The organism is Bythopirellula sp. (assembly GCF_041737835.1).
Taxonomy (GTDB): domain Bacteria; phylum Planctomycetota; class Planctomycetia; order Pirellulales; family Lacipirellulaceae; genus Bythopirellula.
On record NZ_JBGSQY010000057.1, the window covers coordinates 126,666 to 144,691 of the forward strand.

The window sequence follows — 18,026 nt, forward strand, 5'->3', positions numbered from 1 at the left end:
GAGCGAAAAACTGATCTAAAATTGACCATAGTTTTATTGCCCCACTGGACTCATCATGCCCCCTGCTTCGACATTATCTCGATCTCCGTCAAATACTCATAGAATGGGCCATGGAGAGTTTACTTGCATTCCCCTGTCGTTGTTTCGTATTCAACGATCCGTCGCGGTAAATCTCTATTGCCAACTCGACGACCAGAGCACGCCCGTGCTATATCGCAGTTCCTCGATACCCATCACAGACGACGATATCGTCGACTTGAGAAATCGTGGTCACCGTGCTTTGTATGTATCCTCGGCGGATTTCATTGCCTTTGGCAATGCACTTGCCGAGTCGCTCCATGACGCCATCGAAGACGAATCGATCACATCCGAAGAGCGTTTCTCATTCCTGCAATCGGCCGCCGCCGTGGAAATGAACGCTGCCTTCAACATAATCAAATGCGATCGCGCGGTAAGCCTGGCTCAAGGAATGGCCAAACAGATCGTCAAACTCCTGGAAGGTAACACCATCGTCCCGCGTAAATTGTTCGCGATGGTGCAGCACGATTTTTATACGTTCACACACGTGACCAACGTGGCAGGTTTCGCCAACCTACTCGCCGACAAGCTTGGATTTACGGACCCCGCGATCAAAGAGCAAATCACCGCCGGCGCGCTGCTGCACGATATCGGCAAGCGATTTATTCCCGCCTCGTTACTCTGCAAAAAGGGCGATCTCTCCGACAAAGAATGGGAGCTTATAAAAAGCCATCCCCAACGCGGCTACGAAGATCTTTGCGAACGTGACGATTTAAATGACGGCCAGCTCATGATGGTTTACTCACATCACGAATGGCTCAACGGCACGGGCTATCCCGTCGGCATGGTGGGCAATGAAATTCACCCTTGGGCCCGGCTTCTCGCGGTTGTCGACGTGTTCGACGCGATCACCAGCGCCCGCCCCTATCGCACGCCCCTCAAACTCAGCGAAGGCTTGGAATACTTGCAACGCCAAGCCAACACGCACTTCGAGCCTGAAATGGTGCGTTGCTGGGTCTCGGCCATGCAACAAAGCTAAGCTCCTCTTCCTGTCCAGTAATTTTTCGCAAAACTGGCATGCTTGATCCGTGCGAATCGCGCAGCGATCTGCTTTGCGCCCTCGTCATGTCGGCCTTCTCGCGCTACACTTTAGCCAAGGCGAGAGTTCGACCCCTTAATCGCAGGCCCGTCATGTCCGAAGACCACCACGAATTCACAGCGGACGACAATTATCCGCACATCGACGCCAAAGATACTGACCGCGAGCTGTCGCAGTACTACTCGAATAGCTTTCTGCGCTATACCGATTTCAAGCCGCTTGCCAAAGGGGGATCGGCTGTTTTGCAGACCTGCCGCGATAGCAATCTGGGTCGCACGGTGGTCATGAAGACCTTGCACCCGCATCTCGCACAAAGCGAATACATGAAAGCCCGCTTTCTCCGCGAAGCCCGCGTCACCGCTCAACTCCAACATCCTGCCACTGTTCCCGTTTACGAACTCGGCCACGACGTCGAAGGTCGGCTCTACTTCACCATGAAAAAGGTCGAAGGCGAAACCCTGCGCGAGATCCTCGATAAGCAAAGTCTGGGCGATCCTGATGCACTCGCCACCTACAATCTCGAACGCATGTTGGGAACTATCATTCAGGTGGCCAACGCTCTGTCCTATGCCCATGTCCATGGCGTGGTCCATCGCGACGTGAAGCCCGAAAACATTTTGATCGGATCGTACGGCCAGGTTGTCCTCCTCGACTGGGGAGTCGCCAAGGTCTGGGCCAACGACGACTCGGAGCTCAAGGAGGAAGTCGAGCACGAGATTCTTACCGATCCCGGCCAGCGCCCCGGTACGCCGCTCTACATGTCCCCCGAGCAAATTCGCGGCGGCGGCGACAACATCGACGCCCGCACCGACGTCTATGGCATCGGGGCCGTGTTGTATGAAATCCTCACGCTCAAAGAACCCCACCGCGGCGAGAACATTAACGAAACCTTCGAGATGATTCTCAAAGAAAGCACGGTTCCCGCCCACGAGCGCAATCCCAAACGGCAAGTCCCCAAACTACTTTCCGCCATCACCATGCGTGCCCTGGAAAAAGAGCCGACTCTGCGATACCAAAGCATGCAGGAATTGATCGAAGCCCTACGCGACTTCCGCAGCCGAGCTTTGCAGTCGTTGACCAAGCACTAGAGCATGGGAGCAATACAATAGCCTTTAAGGCGAGCCCGTTAGATTTTTCCCGGGATTTCAAAACCAAATTGCCTGGGGATCACAACTTATAACGGCGGCATGACAACGCAACTGCAAGTCCAAATACGCAAGAAAAAATTGTTCCTGGCTCTGGCAGGATAGTTATGCGGATGTTGTTCCATCCCACACTGTCATAAAGTCCACTATTAGTGAACGGCCCTACGGACAATCCCACTACAAAATATTCACCCGGTTCGACGGGTTCAACTAAGTCGAATCCGAAATAGGGCAAGTTGATGATTGCACTAAAATGCTCGACCATCCATGTAGGATTATCGTCAGCGACTTCAAGAGTCTCGTAGAGAAGAACGCCAACGTCCGAAAATCCCTCATCGTTTGATCCAATATGACCATCAGCATAAAGCGATGAATCAGCGGAATTCCAGTAAAGCAAATCGTACTCCAAATGAAACTGTGAAAGACTCACCCCAGTATCATTGAGGATTCTTACTTCGATATAGGCACTAAAAGATTCGTCCGGCTGTCCCTGAAACGACTTTCCCGCAAGAGCATAATCACCGCCGCCAAGGTCTAAAGAAAAAAGACCAAATTCGCTGGGCAAAGTTGTTGAAATTCCGCGCCCAAACTCACCTGGACCTTTGGTATCACCATAGGAAACCAAGTCTGCAAACACCGGATTAAAATCGGCGTCGTTCACATAGAGTTGTGCTGAAACAACTTCCGAGTCAAGTGTTCCGCCTCCTCCACCTGGTTGAAATCCTGTCCCTTGGTAGTCGTCAAAGTTGATTTCCACGGAATCGTTGAGCGTCGTGAAAGAAAGAGCATAAGTATGTAAATTAATTGCTAGAACTAGGAACGTAGCGACAAACGATACAGCAAGTCGGATCATTTTTTTTAACTCTAGGTGGTCAATTTTCGCATTTAACACTGCGGCAATTTACCACATCACGGCACCGATTCAAGCATTTACCCAAATGAAATACTGTACTTTTTCAACCACATCTCTCTTGTGGATGGGTCCGTTAGGGCTCCAAGTCCTGAATAGCACTGAATTTACACCCTATTTCCAACCGAGTTCAACGGAACGGATTACTTGTCTTTTTATAACGTTTAAGATCACCAACCCCCACTGGTAACGAAACCCTAGCGGCACGGCTGTTTTAGGCGATGCCAAAGCCGTGGGCCTGTCGCTAGCAACCGGTTTCAACTGGTAAACTAAGAATCAACTTCGAATATTCATGGGCGGCGAGAACTTTCTCGACCGCCCGTTTGTTTATTCCTACAATTCAACATGTTAGCAGGTATCGTTCCGATGCCGCGATGGTTGACTCGAATTATCAGAACATCATGCCACGCTGGTTACCCTTGGCCGTTGTTGTGCTTTTCCCACTTGCCGCCCATGCCCAAGTGATCCAACAGCAAACCGTCCAGCTTCCCACGTTCCACTACTTCGGTGTCTCAACCACAGTCGTCGTCCCCACCCACGGCACGATTCCACTTGGCGGAGTCACCTATGGCGGCATCGTGCCCACGCCGTTCGATAGAGTCGGCCCATCCTACGGCATCATGCGCGAATCCGTCGGCCTGCAAATCGGCGCGACGGTAATCGACAACGACGAACTTGATCGCGCCCTTCTCGCAGAAGCCGCCCGTCGACGCGGCGCAGCCTTCGACGTGTTGGGGCGTCCTGTCGCAGCACTCGACCAACCAATTGAGCGCGCCGACGGGAACGTCTATTTACGCCGTGCCCGCGATGCCGATGCCACAGGCCAACCAGAAGTCGCCAAGGTCTTCTACCGCCGCGCAGCGAAACTGGGCAGCGTTGACGCACAAACACGATTAGCACAACTCAAACAATAGTTAGCCGGAAGCGTCCCGCTGCCGTTGAGTGTTGCTCACTTCTGACACCTCCCACAAAAAAACGTCGACCGCTGCGCTTGCACGATTCGCTCGATTGTCCCTCGCCGGCAACGGGGACAAGCCTTTCCCACACGGTCATACACGCGGTGGGCATTCTGATAGCCACCCTGCTTGTTGAGCGCGTTGCGGTAAGTACCATCGCTGAGCGTTGAGCCTTCGTACTGAATCGCCAAGTTCAGCACCGCATGCGTGGCTTCCGCAATCCGCTGCCACTCGCGTTTCGTGATTTCGCTGCAGCGCCTGCATGGGTGAATGGCTGCCTGATGCAAGATCTCGGCAGCGTACAAATTGCCAATCCCCGCCACCACTCGTTGATCGAGCAAAGCGACCTTAACTTCACGCTGCGAATGGGCAAGCCGTGCTCGATACAAGTCCCCAGAAATTTCCAGCGCATCCGGCCCTAACTTTTCCGGTCCGAATTGCGTTGCAAATTCTTTTGCCGGAAACAAGCGAACACTTCCCAGCCCCCGGCGGTCCCAATAAAAGATCTCCGCGAGTGGACCGCCCCGTAATTCCAGTCGCCAACGCAAATGTTCCTTGGTCGGGGCCTCGTCGACCAGCACCAAACCCGTCATGCGTGGCTCAATGACAATCGCTTGCTCTTCATCCAACCAGATTACCACCCGCTTCCCCACGCGGCCGATCGTGGAAATCGTCGACCCCACCACACGGCGTCGAAACAAAGCCGGCGCGGGCTGGATCGTGATCGGCAACCGCTGGCAGCGTACTTTCTCCACGGCGGCGATTTGACTCCCCACCGCGGCTAAAATCCCACGCCGCATCGTTTCCACTTCAGGCAATTCAGGCATGCAAGCAATGGTAAATCTGAAATGGGAAAAGGCAAATCTCATATTTCGCTGAAATCATCAATCGACATCTCATATTTCAGATTCCTTGCCCTTGACCCTCATCAACGGGCTATCGAGAATCGACTGTTTACCCAGGACTGCGACATGGCAACATCTACCACCCCAGCTACCGTGAACGTCCCCGATGCCGCTGGTCGCTATGGCGCGTTCGGCGGACGCTACGTGCCCGAAACTTTGGTGTTCGCTCTCGATCAGCTCACCAAAGACTACGAAAACGCAAAAACAGACCCAACGTTCCAGGCCGAACTCGATGACCTGTTAAAAAACTACGTGGGCCGTCCCTCACCGCTCTATTTCGCCAAGCGCCTCACCGAAAAATGTGGCGGAGCCGAAATATGGCTCAAGCGCGAAGACCTCAATCACACCGGCGCGCACAAAATCAACAACACTCTGGGCCAAGCACTCCTTACTTTGCGCATGGGCAAAAAGCGAGTAATCGCTGAAACAGGTGCCGGCCAACATGGCGTGGCCACGGCAACCGCCTGTGCCCATTTCGGTCTCGATTGCGTCGTCTACATGGGCGAGGAAGACATCCGCCGCCAGTCTCCCAATGTTTTCAGCATGAAGCTCCTCGGTGCAGAAGTGCGACCCGTGAGTAGCGGTTCTCGCACCTTGCGCGATGCCATCAACGAAGCGATGCGCGACTGGATGGCAAGCGTCGAAACCACGCATTACATCCTCGGCTCGGTCGTCGGTCCGCATCCTTTTCCGCAAATCGTTCGCGACTTCCAATCCGTCATCGGCCGCGAGGCGATCGAGCAGTCCCGTGCCCAATTTGTCGACCTGCCCAACGTCGTGGTCGCATGTGTCGGCGGGGGCAGCAACGCCGCGGGCATGTTCTACCCGTTTGTGAATTTGAAAGACGTCGAAATGGTCGGCGTCGAAGCCGGGGGTCGCAGCAACAAACCCGGAGATCATGCCTCGCCACTGACCTACGGCAGCCCTGGCGTTTTGCACGGCAGTTTCAGCTACGTGATGCAAGACGAAGACGGCCAAACGTGCGATGTGCATTCCATGTCGGCGGGACTTGATTATCCCGGTGTCGGTCCCGAGCACAGCTACTGGAAAGATTCCGGCCGAGTGAAGTACACCAGCTGCACCGATGAAGCCGCGATGGCGGCGTTCGATGCCCTGGCGAGTTTGGAAGGCATCCTCCCCGCGCTCGAATCGTCGCACGCCATCGCCGAAGCGATGCGACTCGCCGCCGAACGCGATAAGAAAGAACGCATCGTCGTCTGCCTTTCCGGCCGCGGAGATAAAGACGCCTCCGAACTCGCACGGCTCAAGGGCGTCAAATTCGGTTAATTTCTATTTAGCCCCGCCACAAGTGGCGGGTATTACTCGTAGCACGGGATAAATCCCGCGGCTAAATAAGTAAAACACTATGTCCGCAATCGACAAACTCTTCGCCGAGCTTCGCAAAACCAACCGTAAGGCCTTGATGCCCTTCATCACGGCGGGCGATCCCGATCTCGACTTCACCGCCCAAGTGATTCAAGAGCTCGCCAAGCGCGGCGCATCGATGTGCGAGGTCGGCATCCCCTACAGCGACCCCATCGCCGATGGACCCGTGATCCAAGCGTCGTACACTCGCGCGCTTCAGAAGAAAGTCAAACTGGCGGGCATTCTTGAGATGCTCGGCAAAGTGTCCCCCCAAGTGTCCACGCCACTCGTGACAATGGTCAGCTATGCGATTATCTATCGCCACGGAGCAGAAAAATACGCCGACGATCTCGTCGAGCGCGGCATTGCGGGCATGATTGTCCCCGATCTGCCAGTCGATGAATCGCCGGCTCTCGCCAGGATCTGCGCCGACCGCGACCTGAGCCTCATTCAGTTGGTCACGCCACTGACTCCGAAAGAACGTGCTTTGCGCATTGCTGAAACTTCGAGCGGCTTTATTTATTACGTCTCCGTGGCCGGCATCACCGGCGAACGGACTCAACTTCCGCCTGATTTACTCGAACGCGTGACCTGGCTCCGCTCACAAACTCCGCTCCCCGTTTGCATTGGTTTCGGTATCAGTCAACCCGAGCACGTGCGACTCTTAGCCCCCGTGGCCGACGGCTTGATCGTGGGTTCCGCCATCGTGCGCCGCGTGGCCGAGGCCGATAGCAAAGGCCGCGACGCCACTATCAAAGAAGTCGGCAACTATCTCGAGAGCTTATTGTCGGCACTCGATTCCTAATCCAGCGAGCCGAGCCGTCCCGTCTCCGATACGCCCCCGACTGAAATCAACCCTCTAAAAAATTTGACCTTGTCAAAATCAGCAAGTTAAAATTAAAAGGGTTACGGTTCATCGGTCGGCTTCATGTACCGCTGGTACAAACCGACAGGCGTGCGACGCAACCGACCCCTTCCCCCACCGATGGAGGTCGCCTATGACTGCCGGTTCCCCCCGCCCTGGCCGCAGCGAAATGCTGCACCGCTTTTTTGCCGGGATTACCGAGTACACGTTCACCACGCAACTCGGCGTGGCCGATCCCCCTCTCGTTGACTATCTGACCGCCCTGCTGACGCACTTCGTTCGCACCGATGCGATCTACGGTATGCGAACACCCACAGGCCAGCGTTTGGTCGCGGTGGCCGACATGCTCGAAGAAGCCCAATGCCGCCAAGGCCCAGCCCGCCGCCGCGTGCATCGCCACATTGGCGACTTCACACTGTTCTGGTTGGGAATTTATCCCGAGACCGCCGAGAACCGCCGCAAGCAAACCAAGGACAGCCTGATCAACTATCGCGATCAAGGCAAACGCAACTATCTCTTGGCCAGCCGACTTCCCACCGACGAAAGCTCCGCCCCGCCCGACGTACTCGAACGCTTGAGTGATTGCTTCGAGCTCTGTGTCTACGGCCTAGGCGAAGTCCGCCGCGAATGGGAACAACGCGAAGGCGACAAGCCGATTCTGCTGGGGTAAGTTGGGCGTTTTTCGCAGGACACAAGAAAACAAAAATATCTATGTTCGCATTTTGCGAACATGCTATAATTGCTCGTATGAATGTCATTAGTCGACGAGCGATTCTTGATGCCCAGCGATCAAATCCTCGTTGTCGAAAATGGCTTGAAGAATGGTGGTCTAACGCCAAAAGCGAGCAATGGCTCAACTTAGCCGATGTGAGGCAGACTTACCCCTCTGCGGATCAAGTCGGCAAGTATTTAGTTTTCGATGCTCCCGAAGCCAAGCGGTTGATTGTAGGTGTCAGATATGCCTTACGCTCGCCACCTCGCGGCGGAACATTATTTATCAAGCACTTGCTCACTCATACCGAGTATGATCGTGGAAATTGGAAACAATAACTCATGAATACAACAAGCTATCCCGAGCTATTGCGACAGGCTCAACCTGAAATTATTCACGACAACAAAACGCATCAACGCGCGCTGACAATCGTCGAATCGTTGATGAACAAAACTCGCTTAACTGCGGCGGAAGGCAAACTTCTTGATCTGCTTGCCAAGCTTGTCAACGATTACGAAGAAACGATTTATCCCACTCCTAAAGTGTCTCCGCAACGTATGCTCCAACATTTAATGGATGCGCGGGGCGCCACTCAGGCGGATATCGTACGCGAGACCGGCATTCCCCGCTCGACGATCAGCGAAGTCCTCAAAGGTAAACGAAATATTAGCGTGGAAAATGTCCGCCGCTTAGCTAAGTACTTCCATGTCGAACCATCACTGTTTTTGGAACGATGAAAAACCGGCAATTACATCCACTCAAGTCACCAATCCCTTCGTCACCATCATAAACACGTCCTCGAGCGTCGGTTCGCGCTCGGCGAAGGAAATCAGCCCGCAATCCGCGGCCACCAACTGTCGCATCAAGCGCTGCACGTCGGCGTCTTGGCCCACCATCTCGAACACGCACGTCCGCGCGTTCACGTCGACCCGCTTCACGTTAGGATCGCTCTGAATCAAGCCAATCCCCGCTTCGGGACTCCCCGTGAAGCGCACTTCGATGTGCCGATTCTTGTTGATCTGGCGGTAGACCTTATCAATCGGCCCGTGCAGCAACAGTTGCCCTCGCTCAATAATGCCGATACTCGTGCAGCAATCGGCCAGCTCCGTGAGAATGTGACTTGAGATGAGAATCGTTTTTCCCATCTTGCGCAATTCCTTCAACAACGCCTTCACTTCCAGCCGCGCACGCGGATCAAGTCCGCTCGCCGGTTCGTCGAGAATCAGCACGGGAGGATCATGCACCAACGTTTTCGCAAGGCACAATCGCTGCTTCATACCGCGCGACAAGCCATTGACGTAATCATCTCGTTTGTGCGTCAGATCCAACAGTTCCAACACATCGGAAAGCACTTCCTTCCTCCGTGCGGCGGGAACTTGATACGCCACGGCAAAGAAATCCAAAAACTCCCACACCTTCATGCCATCGTACACGCCGAAATTGTCGGGCATGTAACCAATGCTCCGCCTGACGGCAATTGGATCGCGCGTCACGCTATGTCCGTTGACCGTCCCCTCACCGTGGGTGGCCTGCAACAACGTCGCCAAAAAGCGAATCGTCGTGCTCTTCCCCGCGCCGTTTGGTCCAATGAACCCAAACATCTCGCCCGCAGGGATTTTTAAATTCAAATTCGCCACGGCCACAAAGTCGCCATAGTGCTTGCCAAAATTGGTAATCTCGATCATTGCGACTCATCGTTCTCGGTTTGCGTAACAACATCGGCAGGGCTATTCACGTCAGGCCTCGACGCTGCCAAGGGGCCGTATTCCAAATGGGCAATCACGACCGTCGCTCCTTTGCGTTGTGAGGCTTCAGGAGCCACTTCCATTCCCGGTAGCCCTTCGTCGATCACCCCCACCAACCGCGTTTCCATTCTTTGAGTGGCCGGCCTATCGTGCTTATCTTCAAACTGGCAGGCCAGCTTCACAAGTGCATCAACATTCATGCTTGGAATCAATCGTCCCGCCGCCGCGGTCACACGTTCGTTAGCAAACGGCAAACCCTTGGGATCCCAAATCAAGGTCCGCATCCCCAATACGGCCGAGCGTCCCGCTTTGATTTCACCTAACCAGCAACCTTCGTAACGCGGCTTGCCATTCCGATCGAACGACCGGCGGATCACAACAGCATCGCGAATGTTAAATTGCGAACGATTCTCCACTTGGGCCAACCCCCGCGATGACTTTCCCAATCGCAACGGCCCATCAAGTGCTTGAATCTGCTCGGCATGAACCAACCGAGTTGCCGACGATGCCACGGTCAACCCTTCCAGCCGCGGCGAACTGCTTTCGTCGAACACAACCGAAGCTTCCCAGGCTGTCGGATCTTTTTTATTGGCTGGAAACGGCAACACCAGCGCTGCTTCCTGGTCAGGAAATTCGATCTCGTAAGTCGTGGCCAGCGACGAATACATCGCCGTGAATCGTGATAACACACCGCGGTCGTGTGAACCGAACAGTTCCAGCACACCGACTTCGGTCTGCGCGCGAACAAATCCGATGTCCAGCTGAGCTTGTTTCACCACGGCCCAAGTTCCGAGCATCGCCACAATGGGCACAGCAATCCACGCCCATTCCACCCGCTGGATCGTATGAAAGATCAACCAATTCACGGGGACAAGCACCACCAGATACAACGCCAAGCAGGCAATAATGAATCCCGCCCCCGGGACTTGCACACCAGCAGCTACCAGCAAGAGTTCCCGCGCGACATCCGCCGTCGGCGAAAATTCATCCCAAGAGCCTACCCCGCCCGGGCGATCAACCACCATCTGGGGAATCTCCACGGAACCACCGAATTGATTGACTTCAACTTCTTTGGGCGGCGATGTATTGGCAGCACTCTGCGCATCGCGAGCAAACAGCCGCAGCGGCGTTGTGAAGTGTGCATCCAACCGGCGATTATGGTGATCGACCCAATCCGCTTGCAGCGCACCATACGGCCCCGACGAAAAAATCCGCCGCGGCCGCCCGAACAAGGCACCATTCAAAAAGCTGTCGAACCCCGACCAATTGATGAAATCACGCTCGGCCAACTGAAAAGCGGACACCATAATCACACCGCGCCCAACGTCGTGCGTGACAAACAAATTGTCCGTGCCCGCAAGCGACCGGCTGCCGTCACGTTTCTCCAGCACGATCCCCGAGAACGATTGACGTGGTGAGAGCGCCGCAATCGCACCACCGCTTTCCCTCGCTCCCCAATGCGTCGACAACGGTTCCAGGTCCACTGTTTTAATCTGTCGGGGACCGCCGTCATCCGCTGGCAAATACTCATCAAGAAAACTACCATGCAGCGAGGCCAGCGAATCAGGCCCATTGACAATCAGCCGTCCCCCCCAATGCAGCCAATCCAATAGCGCGTCCTGTTGCGCCACTGAAAGCCGCGTGGGATCGACTTCGTCCCACACGATAAACGCCACGCTTGTCCACGTGAGCGGATTCTCCGGCAAAGGAATCGTCGCTCCAGCTTTTAATAACGACACTTGATAGTATGCCTGCGAGCCTTCGGCGAACTCTTCTTCCCACGGAGCTCGCACGGTGTTCGTCACCTTGAGAAACGCATACTTCGCGGGCTCCTTGGCCAAAACGACGATGTTGTATTGATAGGCGGGGACCCGTTCGATCTTTGGCTGAAAGAGAAAAACTCCGGCTCCCGTATCGCTATCCACCAATTCCGCCAGCAACCGTGTCCCTTCGGTCCTCTGCGGCAGAAACAACTCCCCTTGGATGTCGCGCTCTTTGCCATTCACAAGCGTCACCCCCCGAGTCACTCGTAACCCAAACCGCGAGTGCTCAAGCGCCACCGGCCGCTGGTTTTCGTCCAAAATCTCGGCGGAGAACCGACCGACAAAGTCGTTGTAGTTCGCCTGCATCGTTTGAACCGTCGCGGTCCAATGCCCAGGCTTGAGTGCGAGGGTGGGCCCTTCTTGCACACCAGGATCAACGACGACTTCGCCAAACTGCGGCCGCAACTGCCCGATCTCCAGCGGCGGCTTGCGGCGTTCTTCCTCGTCTTCGTCGTCCTCTTTGGCATCGCCTCCGTCGGCGGCAGCTTCCTCCGTGGTTTCCTGCTCGGGAGCGTCCTGGGCAATCGCCATCGGCCCTATTGCTAGCAAGTAGAACCATGCCAAGAGTCCCAAACGCCAACTCAACGGCCAAACCGCTTTTCGAAGTCGTGGGGATAGAATCTGCATGGTCGAGAAATGCCTCTCACCGCAAGCCGGATATCGTGCTGTCATTCTACTCCAGGCCCCGCGCCGACACAGCCCGCTAGCAACAGCGACTTTGGCATGGCGAGGCCCGGTTTTTTTTGTTATTTCACCCCTCCTTGCTAATCATGTCCGTGCTCACCAGCGTCTATGTCGCTCATGGTTTCCGCATTTTCGCGCTTCATCTGCCTTACAATCCTCCTTGCTTCGGCGGGCTGCACCAGCCTGCCGTGGCAGGAAAACGAACGTACTTCGATCATTACCCCCGCCATGCGCATCGCCGCCATTCGCGAAGGTGCTGCCCGGGCCCGGGATGCCGACTCGACGGAGCAGCAACGCTCGGTCGATGAAATGGTCGCCCAGATTCGCACGGAACGCGATCCCTTGGTCCGCCGCGCGATTCAGGAATCCATTGCCGAATATCAGGTCCCACTCGCTCGCGACGTTCTCATCGCTGGCCTTAAGGACGACAACCCCGAGGTCCAGATGACCTGCTGCCGCAAGCTGGGCGAGCGTGCCGAGCCGGAGTCGATTGCCGCGCTCCGCGAAGTTTTGCAAGCATCTGATAATTTGGACCTCCGCCTCGCGGCAACCGATGCTCTGGGGCAGATCAACACCCCCGAAGCCATCGATGCGTTGTCCGTCGCCGTCAAAGACCGCGATCCCGCGCTGCAATACGCCGGCGTCGAAGCCCTCAAAAGCTTGAGCGGCCAAGACCTGGGCAACGACGTGAAAGCCTGGCAACAATTCACCGAGCAAGGCGACGCCGTCATTCAGCCCAAAGCTTCGCTTGCCGACAAAGTCCGCCAGTATTCGCCATTCTAAGCATTCTGCTTTCCGAACATGTGTGCCACTACTGACTTGCTTACCGGTGCCACTGCTGGCTCGCCCAGCAGTGCTTGACAGCGTCGACAATTTCGGCTCCGCTTCCCCCGGACGCCAGCAGCTAGCAGACTCTTCACGTTTGCTTTACTTTCGTAAAGCTCCTACCTTCCGTTTCCGTAAAACCCGCGGACATTAACACTTTTTTTGGTGTCAATTCTCACCGCCCCTCACCCGATACCAACTCCTGCGGACAGTTTCGCGCTGTTCGTTGTTTGGGTGCCGAGCACCGAATGAGTGAGCGCGACTTCAAGCGGAGGAAGTCCTGCCCACTTATCGAGGTCTTGCACCACAGTTAAGTCGGGAGTGCCACATCCGTGGCAGTCGGTTCGTAGTTCAGGGGGGAGTGACTCGATGCAACGTCGGTTGCCAGAGTACGCGCGGATTCGCCAGAGTTTGCGCCTGATTCTGTTGGGTGCGGTTGTGGCTGCCAATGCGCAGTTGCTGCTTGCCCAAGACTTTTCCATCGAGAGCGATCCGTTCGATACGTCGTCCACGCTCGATTCGCATGTGCCACAGCAAAATCTTATGTGGCAATCGACCGTCAAAGGTTTTCTCAAAGACGCTCGCGCGGGGCAACAGAGTGCCAAAGACGTCACTCCGACGCCCGTAGAATCTCGGCCCGTGCAAATCGCCGACCGGCCGCAGACGACACCCACACAAACATCTTCTGCCGGCAAAACGTCCTCTTCGCCGTTCAGCAAATGGATTTCGCCACGTTCCACAACGGCTCGACCCCGTGCAATTCCATCGGCCGATATCACGCCAACACCGCTCAATGAGCCAAGCGACTCTCGCGGGCCACAACTTACCGCGCCGACCGTGATCGAAGATCAACCGGCTGAGAGCGAAGCGCGAAATCGCGCGACGGTGCCTGAAGTGGGTCGCCGCCCCATGATTACCCGCCAGCCGCAGCGTACGACTCCCAGCCGCCGCATTGGTGAAGTGCTCAACCAGGATCGCATGCCGGTAGGCGATGAAACCGAGGAAGAGCTCAACGCCACGCCGCTCAACAACTATCCAGCCCCAGAGGCGGAATCCGACGACAGCACACTAGAAACCGTTCAAGAAGAACTGCCGCCGCTCACCCGCAATCAAAAAGCGCTCCGTGAGCATGTCCGTCGCGTTCTACGTTACTACTACGAGCGGCCAATGAACACCCGCGACCGCAGCCCCTGGGAAGTCATGCACTGCGCGCTCTCCTACGAAGTCCACAGCCGCATGCTGCAAGGCGGACCACAAGGCAAACCGATTTCCGCCGTGGGTTGGCTTTGCTTCAATCAATCATGCCGCCGCATGAAGCTGATGCACGTCGACGACGAAGGCGAACTCAACGTCAAAGTCGGTCCCGCGCTGCAAGGTCATCGCGGCCAATTGCTCGCGATTCTCGCCCAAGCGAAAGTCAGCAGCGAGTACCCAATGCTCGTCGATGGTCACGAGTTCAAGATCAAGGACCTCATCAAGGCCGAGATGGAAACCTGCTATCCACGGACCGAGCTCACCTTCAAGCTCATCGGCTTGATGCACTATCTCGATAGCGAAACGCAGTGGATGAACGACCAGGGCATGCAATGGAACATGCGTAAGCTCGTCACCGAGGAAATTAAACAGCCCATTCGTGGCGCCGCCTGCGGTGGTACGCATCGCCTGTCGGGCCTGACCTTGGCTTACAAAACCCGCGAAGCCCGTGGTGAAGCGGTCAACGGCGAATACGCCCAAGCCAAGCGATTTGTCGCTCAACATCAGCAGTATACGTTCCGCACCCAGAATCCAGATGGCAGCTTCAGCACCAACTGGTTCCAAGGCCGTGAGGACGAACCTGATATTGATCGCAAGCTCAAGACCACGGGCCACATGCTCGAATGGTTGCTCTACTCGGCCACGGACCGAGAACTCAACAACCCACGCACGACCAAAGCCGTCTATTTCTTGACAAATCTGATGTATCAGAACCGTTATCGCGACTGGGAAGCCGGGCCTCTGGGCCATGCAATCCACGCCCTGGTGGTCTACGATCGCCTGATGTTCTCCAAATACGATGCCCCCGGCGATATGCCGATGGCGATCCGCGACACAACCATTACCGGCTCACGAGGCATCCGTTGAGCACCCCGTTTCTTCCATTGAAGATCCGCTGTTTTTGCTCTAAATTGCAGAGTCTCGCCGTTGTTGGCCGGCGTTCTCTCTCGCACACTTGGTTGGGGCAAGGTGTTACCCGCGAAACACCTTGCTAATTGTGGATGGCACCGTTGTCGAAAATTTCCGAGCAACTCCAGGCATTTTGCGAAATTGCCATCCACCTAGCCAAGCACGAAGAGGCCGATGCCTTGCTCTTCTTGCTCGAATCCACCCTCGACTGGCAAAAGCTGCGTGAGATCATGGGCGATCAACAAGTGCTCTTGGCGAGCGATCACAAGGAACACCTGGTCGGTGCCGAGGACTTCGATTTCGACACCGTCCTGCTCAACATCCCCGATAGCCCCGTCTATGAGCGCTTGACCCAGGCGCTTCTGGAAAGCGTGGCCGACGACCTGCTCACCCCCGGGGCCTGTGTCGTGGCCCTCTACAGCGGCTTCGAGGTCGACACGATCGATTCGGTGAGCGTCATCAATCTCGACGAGCACCTTGGCCGGCTAACGGTCCATGACCTCCGCCAGCTCGAAACGCGCGTGCCGCTCGACACACTTAAGACCACCGTCGACCTGGCCGTTGATATTGGCCGTGAAGGCCGCGAGGGCAAGCCCGTCGGCACGCTGTTCGTTGTGGGCGATCATCGCAAAGTGCTCAAGCATTGCCATCCGTTGGGATTTGACCCTGTGCGCGGCTACAGCGTCGAAGAGCGACGCTTGGAGGATTCCAAGGTTCGCGAGTCCGTGAAAGAGATCGCCCAACTCGACGGTGCGTTCGTTGTCTCATCCGACGGCACAATCGTGTCGGCCTGCCAGTACATCTCGGCCCCCGCCGCCGAGATCACCTTAAGCAAGGGCTTGGGAGCCCGCCACTGGGCAGCCGCTGCAATCAGCCGCGCCACCGGCGCGGTCGCCATCACCGTCAGCGAGTCCAACGGCACGGTGCGGCTCTTCCAAAACGGCGAGGTCATGCTCCGCATCGAACCCTTCCGCCGGGCCATGAAGTGGAAAGATTTTGAGTACGATCCCCCCGGCTCGGGCGATTGAAGCTATGATCGGAAAGCAGCCAGTGGATTTCACTGATCCCAAGCGCACCAGTCCACCGGCTTGCTCTATTCTTCTTAAATCCCTCGAAGTTCGCTCAACTTCCCTAGCGTATTCCCGACCCGCAAGCCATAATTATTAAAGCGCTAACAAATACCACCAATCGGAGTTTAGTGACGTGCTGAAGTATGAACACGAAGAAACGGTAGGACACTGGCTGTGCACTACTTACCACTCTTTTATGTCGGAATTGCGAGATCAGCTCGCTCCACACAACATCACCCATCGGCAAATGGATATCTTGGGCTGGCTGGCTCTCGCCGGGCCTCTCTCACAAGCCGAACTCGCTAGCCGCATGATGATCGAACCTCCCAGTTTGGTCGGCACGCTCGACCGTATGGAGGCGAGTGGTCTGCTGGAGCGAAAAGTCTGCGCCGAAGATCGTCGCAAGAATATGATCCACCCACTGCCCGCCGCTGAGAAAGCCTGGGAGCAAATCGGCGAATGCGCTGCACGCGTCCGCATGCAGGCCATCGAAGGGATGACCCACGAGGAAATCGCAACTCTCAAAACATTACTCTACAAAGTCCGAGGCAACTTCATACAATCCCAAGTCTACGAATCCGCTTCGCCGAGCGCCGACCAATCGGCCGATCACAAAAAGGCGCGAGACCACGTCGTCCCGACGTGACCTCGCGCCCAGCTCTTCATACCGTCTTGGAGTGGACAATCCTTAATTCATCGAAAGGGTATTCATCGAGGCTTGCGCCATCACGACGGGGGTGTATCGTAATCCTTTGATCAATCGCTGCACGGCGTCGTACTGAGCTTGCACCACCGATAGATCCCGACCCAAGTCGGCATTCAGATCGGCTTGCAGTTGGCGACGGAAATTGTGGCACAGCTCGGTTAGCCGTTCGCGACTCGAAGGCGACGTGAACGAACCGTTCCGCATCAGCTCGGCCATCAAGTCGTTGAGTTCCACGCGGTATCTTGCATAGCGAGGTCCTGCCACGAGTGCTGGCCAGTAAACTGTGCCGGTTCGGAAGTCGACGTCAAACTCGCTCAAGGGATATTCCAAAGCCTTTTCGAGTTCGCGGCGAGTATCCACCAATTGCTTAGCACGGTGCAGTTCCTCAGTCCGCAGGATATCGTTGATACGGGCCCGATGACGCGATTCCGACATCATTTCTTTCCACTCGTAGTGCGCTTGGCCTTTGTACAGAAAATTGCGAATTCGCATGGCGTAAACTTGTTCCCACAGGATATTCGCTTGTGCATCGAGCAGATTGAAATCGCCCTCAGCCCGGGTTAGCGCGGCCATTCCTCGCAATACGCCTTCTTGATACGTCGACGAGTAAAAGTGGGGAGCTTCGGGAGGCGACAGGGCAAACGACGCGTGCGGATCACGGTCGATCCATTCCGGCGCAGGTGAGTATTGGTATTCAACGGCATGAGCCTTCACCCCCAGCAAGCTGCTGGCGAGGCACAAAGTGGCCACGGCGGCTAGGCTACTCGTAGAAATGAAACGACCAACGACGGGGGCGAGCATAGGGAGGCTGTTTCGCATGGCTTGGGTCTCCTGTGTGAGGATGAGAAAGACTGATTGGCGACTCACCTATAAAAGCGAAAGTCGCCGCTGAAACGGACAGAAAATATTCAAAAAATCTCTCACCCCTATTTTCAGGCCGAAATTCACACCCCCGCGCCACTCCATCTGCATTTAGCCCCCGGTGATCCGTTGGTCCCGCCAACGGCACACCGGGGGGCTTCCCCAGGTGCCGCC

General features: G+C 55.8%; 17 protein-coding genes. 12 read left to right on the top strand and 5 right to left on the bottom strand.

The genetic code is table 11. The annotated features are described in order from the left end of the window. The first annotated feature begins 139 nt into the window (after nucleotides 1-139). Together AC6T8Q_RS18070 and AC6T8Q_RS18075 are read left to right on the top strand one after the other, a co-directional pair. On the top strand, nucleotides 140-1,057 hold the full coding sequence (locus AC6T8Q_RS18070; protein WP_500680412.1) for an HD-GYP domain-containing protein: 918 nt from the start codon (nucleotides 140-142) through the stop codon (nucleotides 1,055-1,057). A 152-nt stretch (nucleotides 1,058-1,209) separates the two neighbouring features. Further along, nucleotides 1,210-2,205, top strand: coding sequence for a serine/threonine protein kinase (locus tag AC6T8Q_RS18075; RefSeq protein ID WP_500680413.1), 996 nt, complete (start codon nucleotides 1,210-1,212; stop codon nucleotides 2,203-2,205). Between the two features lie 79 nt (nucleotides 2,206-2,284). Here the strand turns inward: AC6T8Q_RS18075 and AC6T8Q_RS18080 are convergent, their stop codons facing one another. Further along, the gene (locus AC6T8Q_RS18080; protein WP_500680414.1) at nucleotides 2,285-3,115 is read right to left on the bottom strand and encodes a hypothetical protein; all 831 of its coding nucleotides are present in this window, start codon (nucleotides 3,113-3,115) and stop codon (nucleotides 2,285-2,287) included. A gap of 458 nt (nucleotides 3,116-3,573) precedes the next feature. Here AC6T8Q_RS18080 and AC6T8Q_RS18085 point away from each other — a divergent pair, with 458 nt between their 5' ends. Next, nucleotides 3,574-4,086 (top strand): hypothetical protein, encoded by a 513-nt coding sequence (locus tag AC6T8Q_RS18085; RefSeq protein WP_500680415.1) that lies wholly within the window; start codon nucleotides 3,574-3,576, stop codon nucleotides 4,084-4,086. Between the two features lie 35 nt (nucleotides 4,087-4,121). Here AC6T8Q_RS18085 and mutM read toward each other — a convergent pair whose 3' ends face one another. Then, complete coding sequence (gene mutM, locus AC6T8Q_RS18090; protein WP_500680416.1) at nucleotides 4,122-4,955, bottom strand: bifunctional DNA-formamidopyrimidine glycosylase/DNA-(apurinic or apyrimidinic site) lyase; 834 nt, start codon at nucleotides 4,953-4,955, stop codon at nucleotides 4,122-4,124. Nucleotides 4,956-5,099: 144 nt separating this feature from the next. Here mutM and trpB point away from each other — a divergent pair, with 144 nt between their 5' ends. The 5 genes from trpB (at nucleotide 5,100) to AC6T8Q_RS18115 (ending at nucleotide 8,712) form a co-directional block, all read left to right on the top strand. Then, on the top strand, nucleotides 5,100-6,320 hold the full coding sequence (trpB, locus tag AC6T8Q_RS18095; RefSeq protein ID WP_500680417.1) for a tryptophan synthase subunit beta: 1,221 nt from the start codon (nucleotides 5,100-5,102) through the stop codon (nucleotides 6,318-6,320). A 79-nt stretch (nucleotides 6,321-6,399) separates the two neighbouring features. Next, nucleotides 6,400-7,203, top strand: coding sequence for a tryptophan synthase subunit alpha (gene trpA, locus AC6T8Q_RS18100; RefSeq protein ID WP_500680418.1), 804 nt, complete (start codon nucleotides 6,400-6,402; stop codon nucleotides 7,201-7,203). A 193-nt stretch (nucleotides 7,204-7,396) separates the two neighbouring features. Beyond that, nucleotides 7,397-7,933: a hypothetical protein gene (locus AC6T8Q_RS18105; RefSeq protein ID WP_500680419.1), complete on the top strand. Its 537-nt coding sequence runs from the start codon at nucleotides 7,397-7,399 to the stop codon at nucleotides 7,931-7,933. Nucleotides 7,934-8,010: 77 nt separating this feature from the next. Beyond that, on the top strand, nucleotides 8,011-8,313 hold the full coding sequence (locus tag AC6T8Q_RS18110) for a type II toxin-antitoxin system HigB family toxin (protein WP_500680420.1): 303 nt from the start codon (nucleotides 8,011-8,013) through the stop codon (nucleotides 8,311-8,313). Between the two features lie 3 nt (nucleotides 8,314-8,316). After that, nucleotides 8,317-8,712: a helix-turn-helix domain-containing protein gene (locus AC6T8Q_RS18115; RefSeq protein WP_500680421.1), complete on the top strand. Its 396-nt coding sequence runs from the start codon at nucleotides 8,317-8,319 to the stop codon at nucleotides 8,710-8,712. A 21-nt stretch (nucleotides 8,713-8,733) separates the two neighbouring features. On the opposite strand, the gene AC6T8Q_RS18120 is transcribed toward AC6T8Q_RS18115, so the two are convergent. Together AC6T8Q_RS18120 and AC6T8Q_RS18125 are read right to left on the bottom strand one after the other, a co-directional pair. Further along, nucleotides 8,734-9,660: an ABC transporter ATP-binding protein gene (locus AC6T8Q_RS18120; RefSeq protein ID WP_496921425.1), complete on the bottom strand. Its 927-nt coding sequence runs from the start codon at nucleotides 9,658-9,660 to the stop codon at nucleotides 8,734-8,736. Further along, nucleotides 9,657-12,170, bottom strand: a complete 2,514-nt coding sequence (locus tag AC6T8Q_RS18125; RefSeq protein ID WP_500680422.1) for a hypothetical protein — start codon at nucleotides 12,168-12,170, stop codon at nucleotides 9,657-9,659. The genes AC6T8Q_RS18120 and AC6T8Q_RS18125 overlap by 4 nt, the downstream gene beginning before the upstream one ends. A 165-nt stretch (nucleotides 12,171-12,335) precedes the next feature. Between AC6T8Q_RS18125 and AC6T8Q_RS18130 the strand changes: the two genes are divergently transcribed. The 4 genes from AC6T8Q_RS18130 (at nucleotide 12,336) to AC6T8Q_RS18145 (ending at nucleotide 16,931) form a co-directional block, all read left to right on the top strand. After that, the gene (locus AC6T8Q_RS18130) at nucleotides 12,336-13,010 is read left to right on the top strand and encodes a HEAT repeat domain-containing protein (protein WP_500680423.1); all 675 of its coding nucleotides are present in this window, start codon (nucleotides 12,336-12,338) and stop codon (nucleotides 13,008-13,010) included. A 411-nt stretch (nucleotides 13,011-13,421) separates the two neighbouring features. After that, complete coding sequence (locus tag AC6T8Q_RS18135) at nucleotides 13,422-15,173, top strand: hypothetical protein (RefSeq protein ID WP_500680424.1); 1,752 nt, start codon at nucleotides 13,422-13,424, stop codon at nucleotides 15,171-15,173. Between the two features lie 143 nt (nucleotides 15,174-15,316). Beyond that, nucleotides 15,317-16,243, top strand: a complete 927-nt coding sequence (locus AC6T8Q_RS18140; protein WP_500680425.1) for a DNA integrity scanning protein DisA nucleotide-binding domain protein — start codon at nucleotides 15,317-15,319, stop codon at nucleotides 16,241-16,243. A gap of 238 nt (nucleotides 16,244-16,481) precedes the next feature. Then, nucleotides 16,482-16,931: a MarR family winged helix-turn-helix transcriptional regulator gene (locus AC6T8Q_RS18145; protein WP_500680426.1), complete on the top strand. Its 450-nt coding sequence runs from the start codon at nucleotides 16,482-16,484 to the stop codon at nucleotides 16,929-16,931. 42 nt (nucleotides 16,932-16,973) lie between these two features. Here the strand turns inward: AC6T8Q_RS18145 and AC6T8Q_RS18150 are convergent, their stop codons facing one another. Continuing rightward, nucleotides 16,974-17,810, bottom strand: coding sequence for a hypothetical protein (locus AC6T8Q_RS18150; RefSeq protein ID WP_500680427.1), 837 nt, complete (start codon nucleotides 17,808-17,810; stop codon nucleotides 16,974-16,976). Between the last annotated feature and the right edge of the window lie 216 nt (nucleotides 17,811-18,026).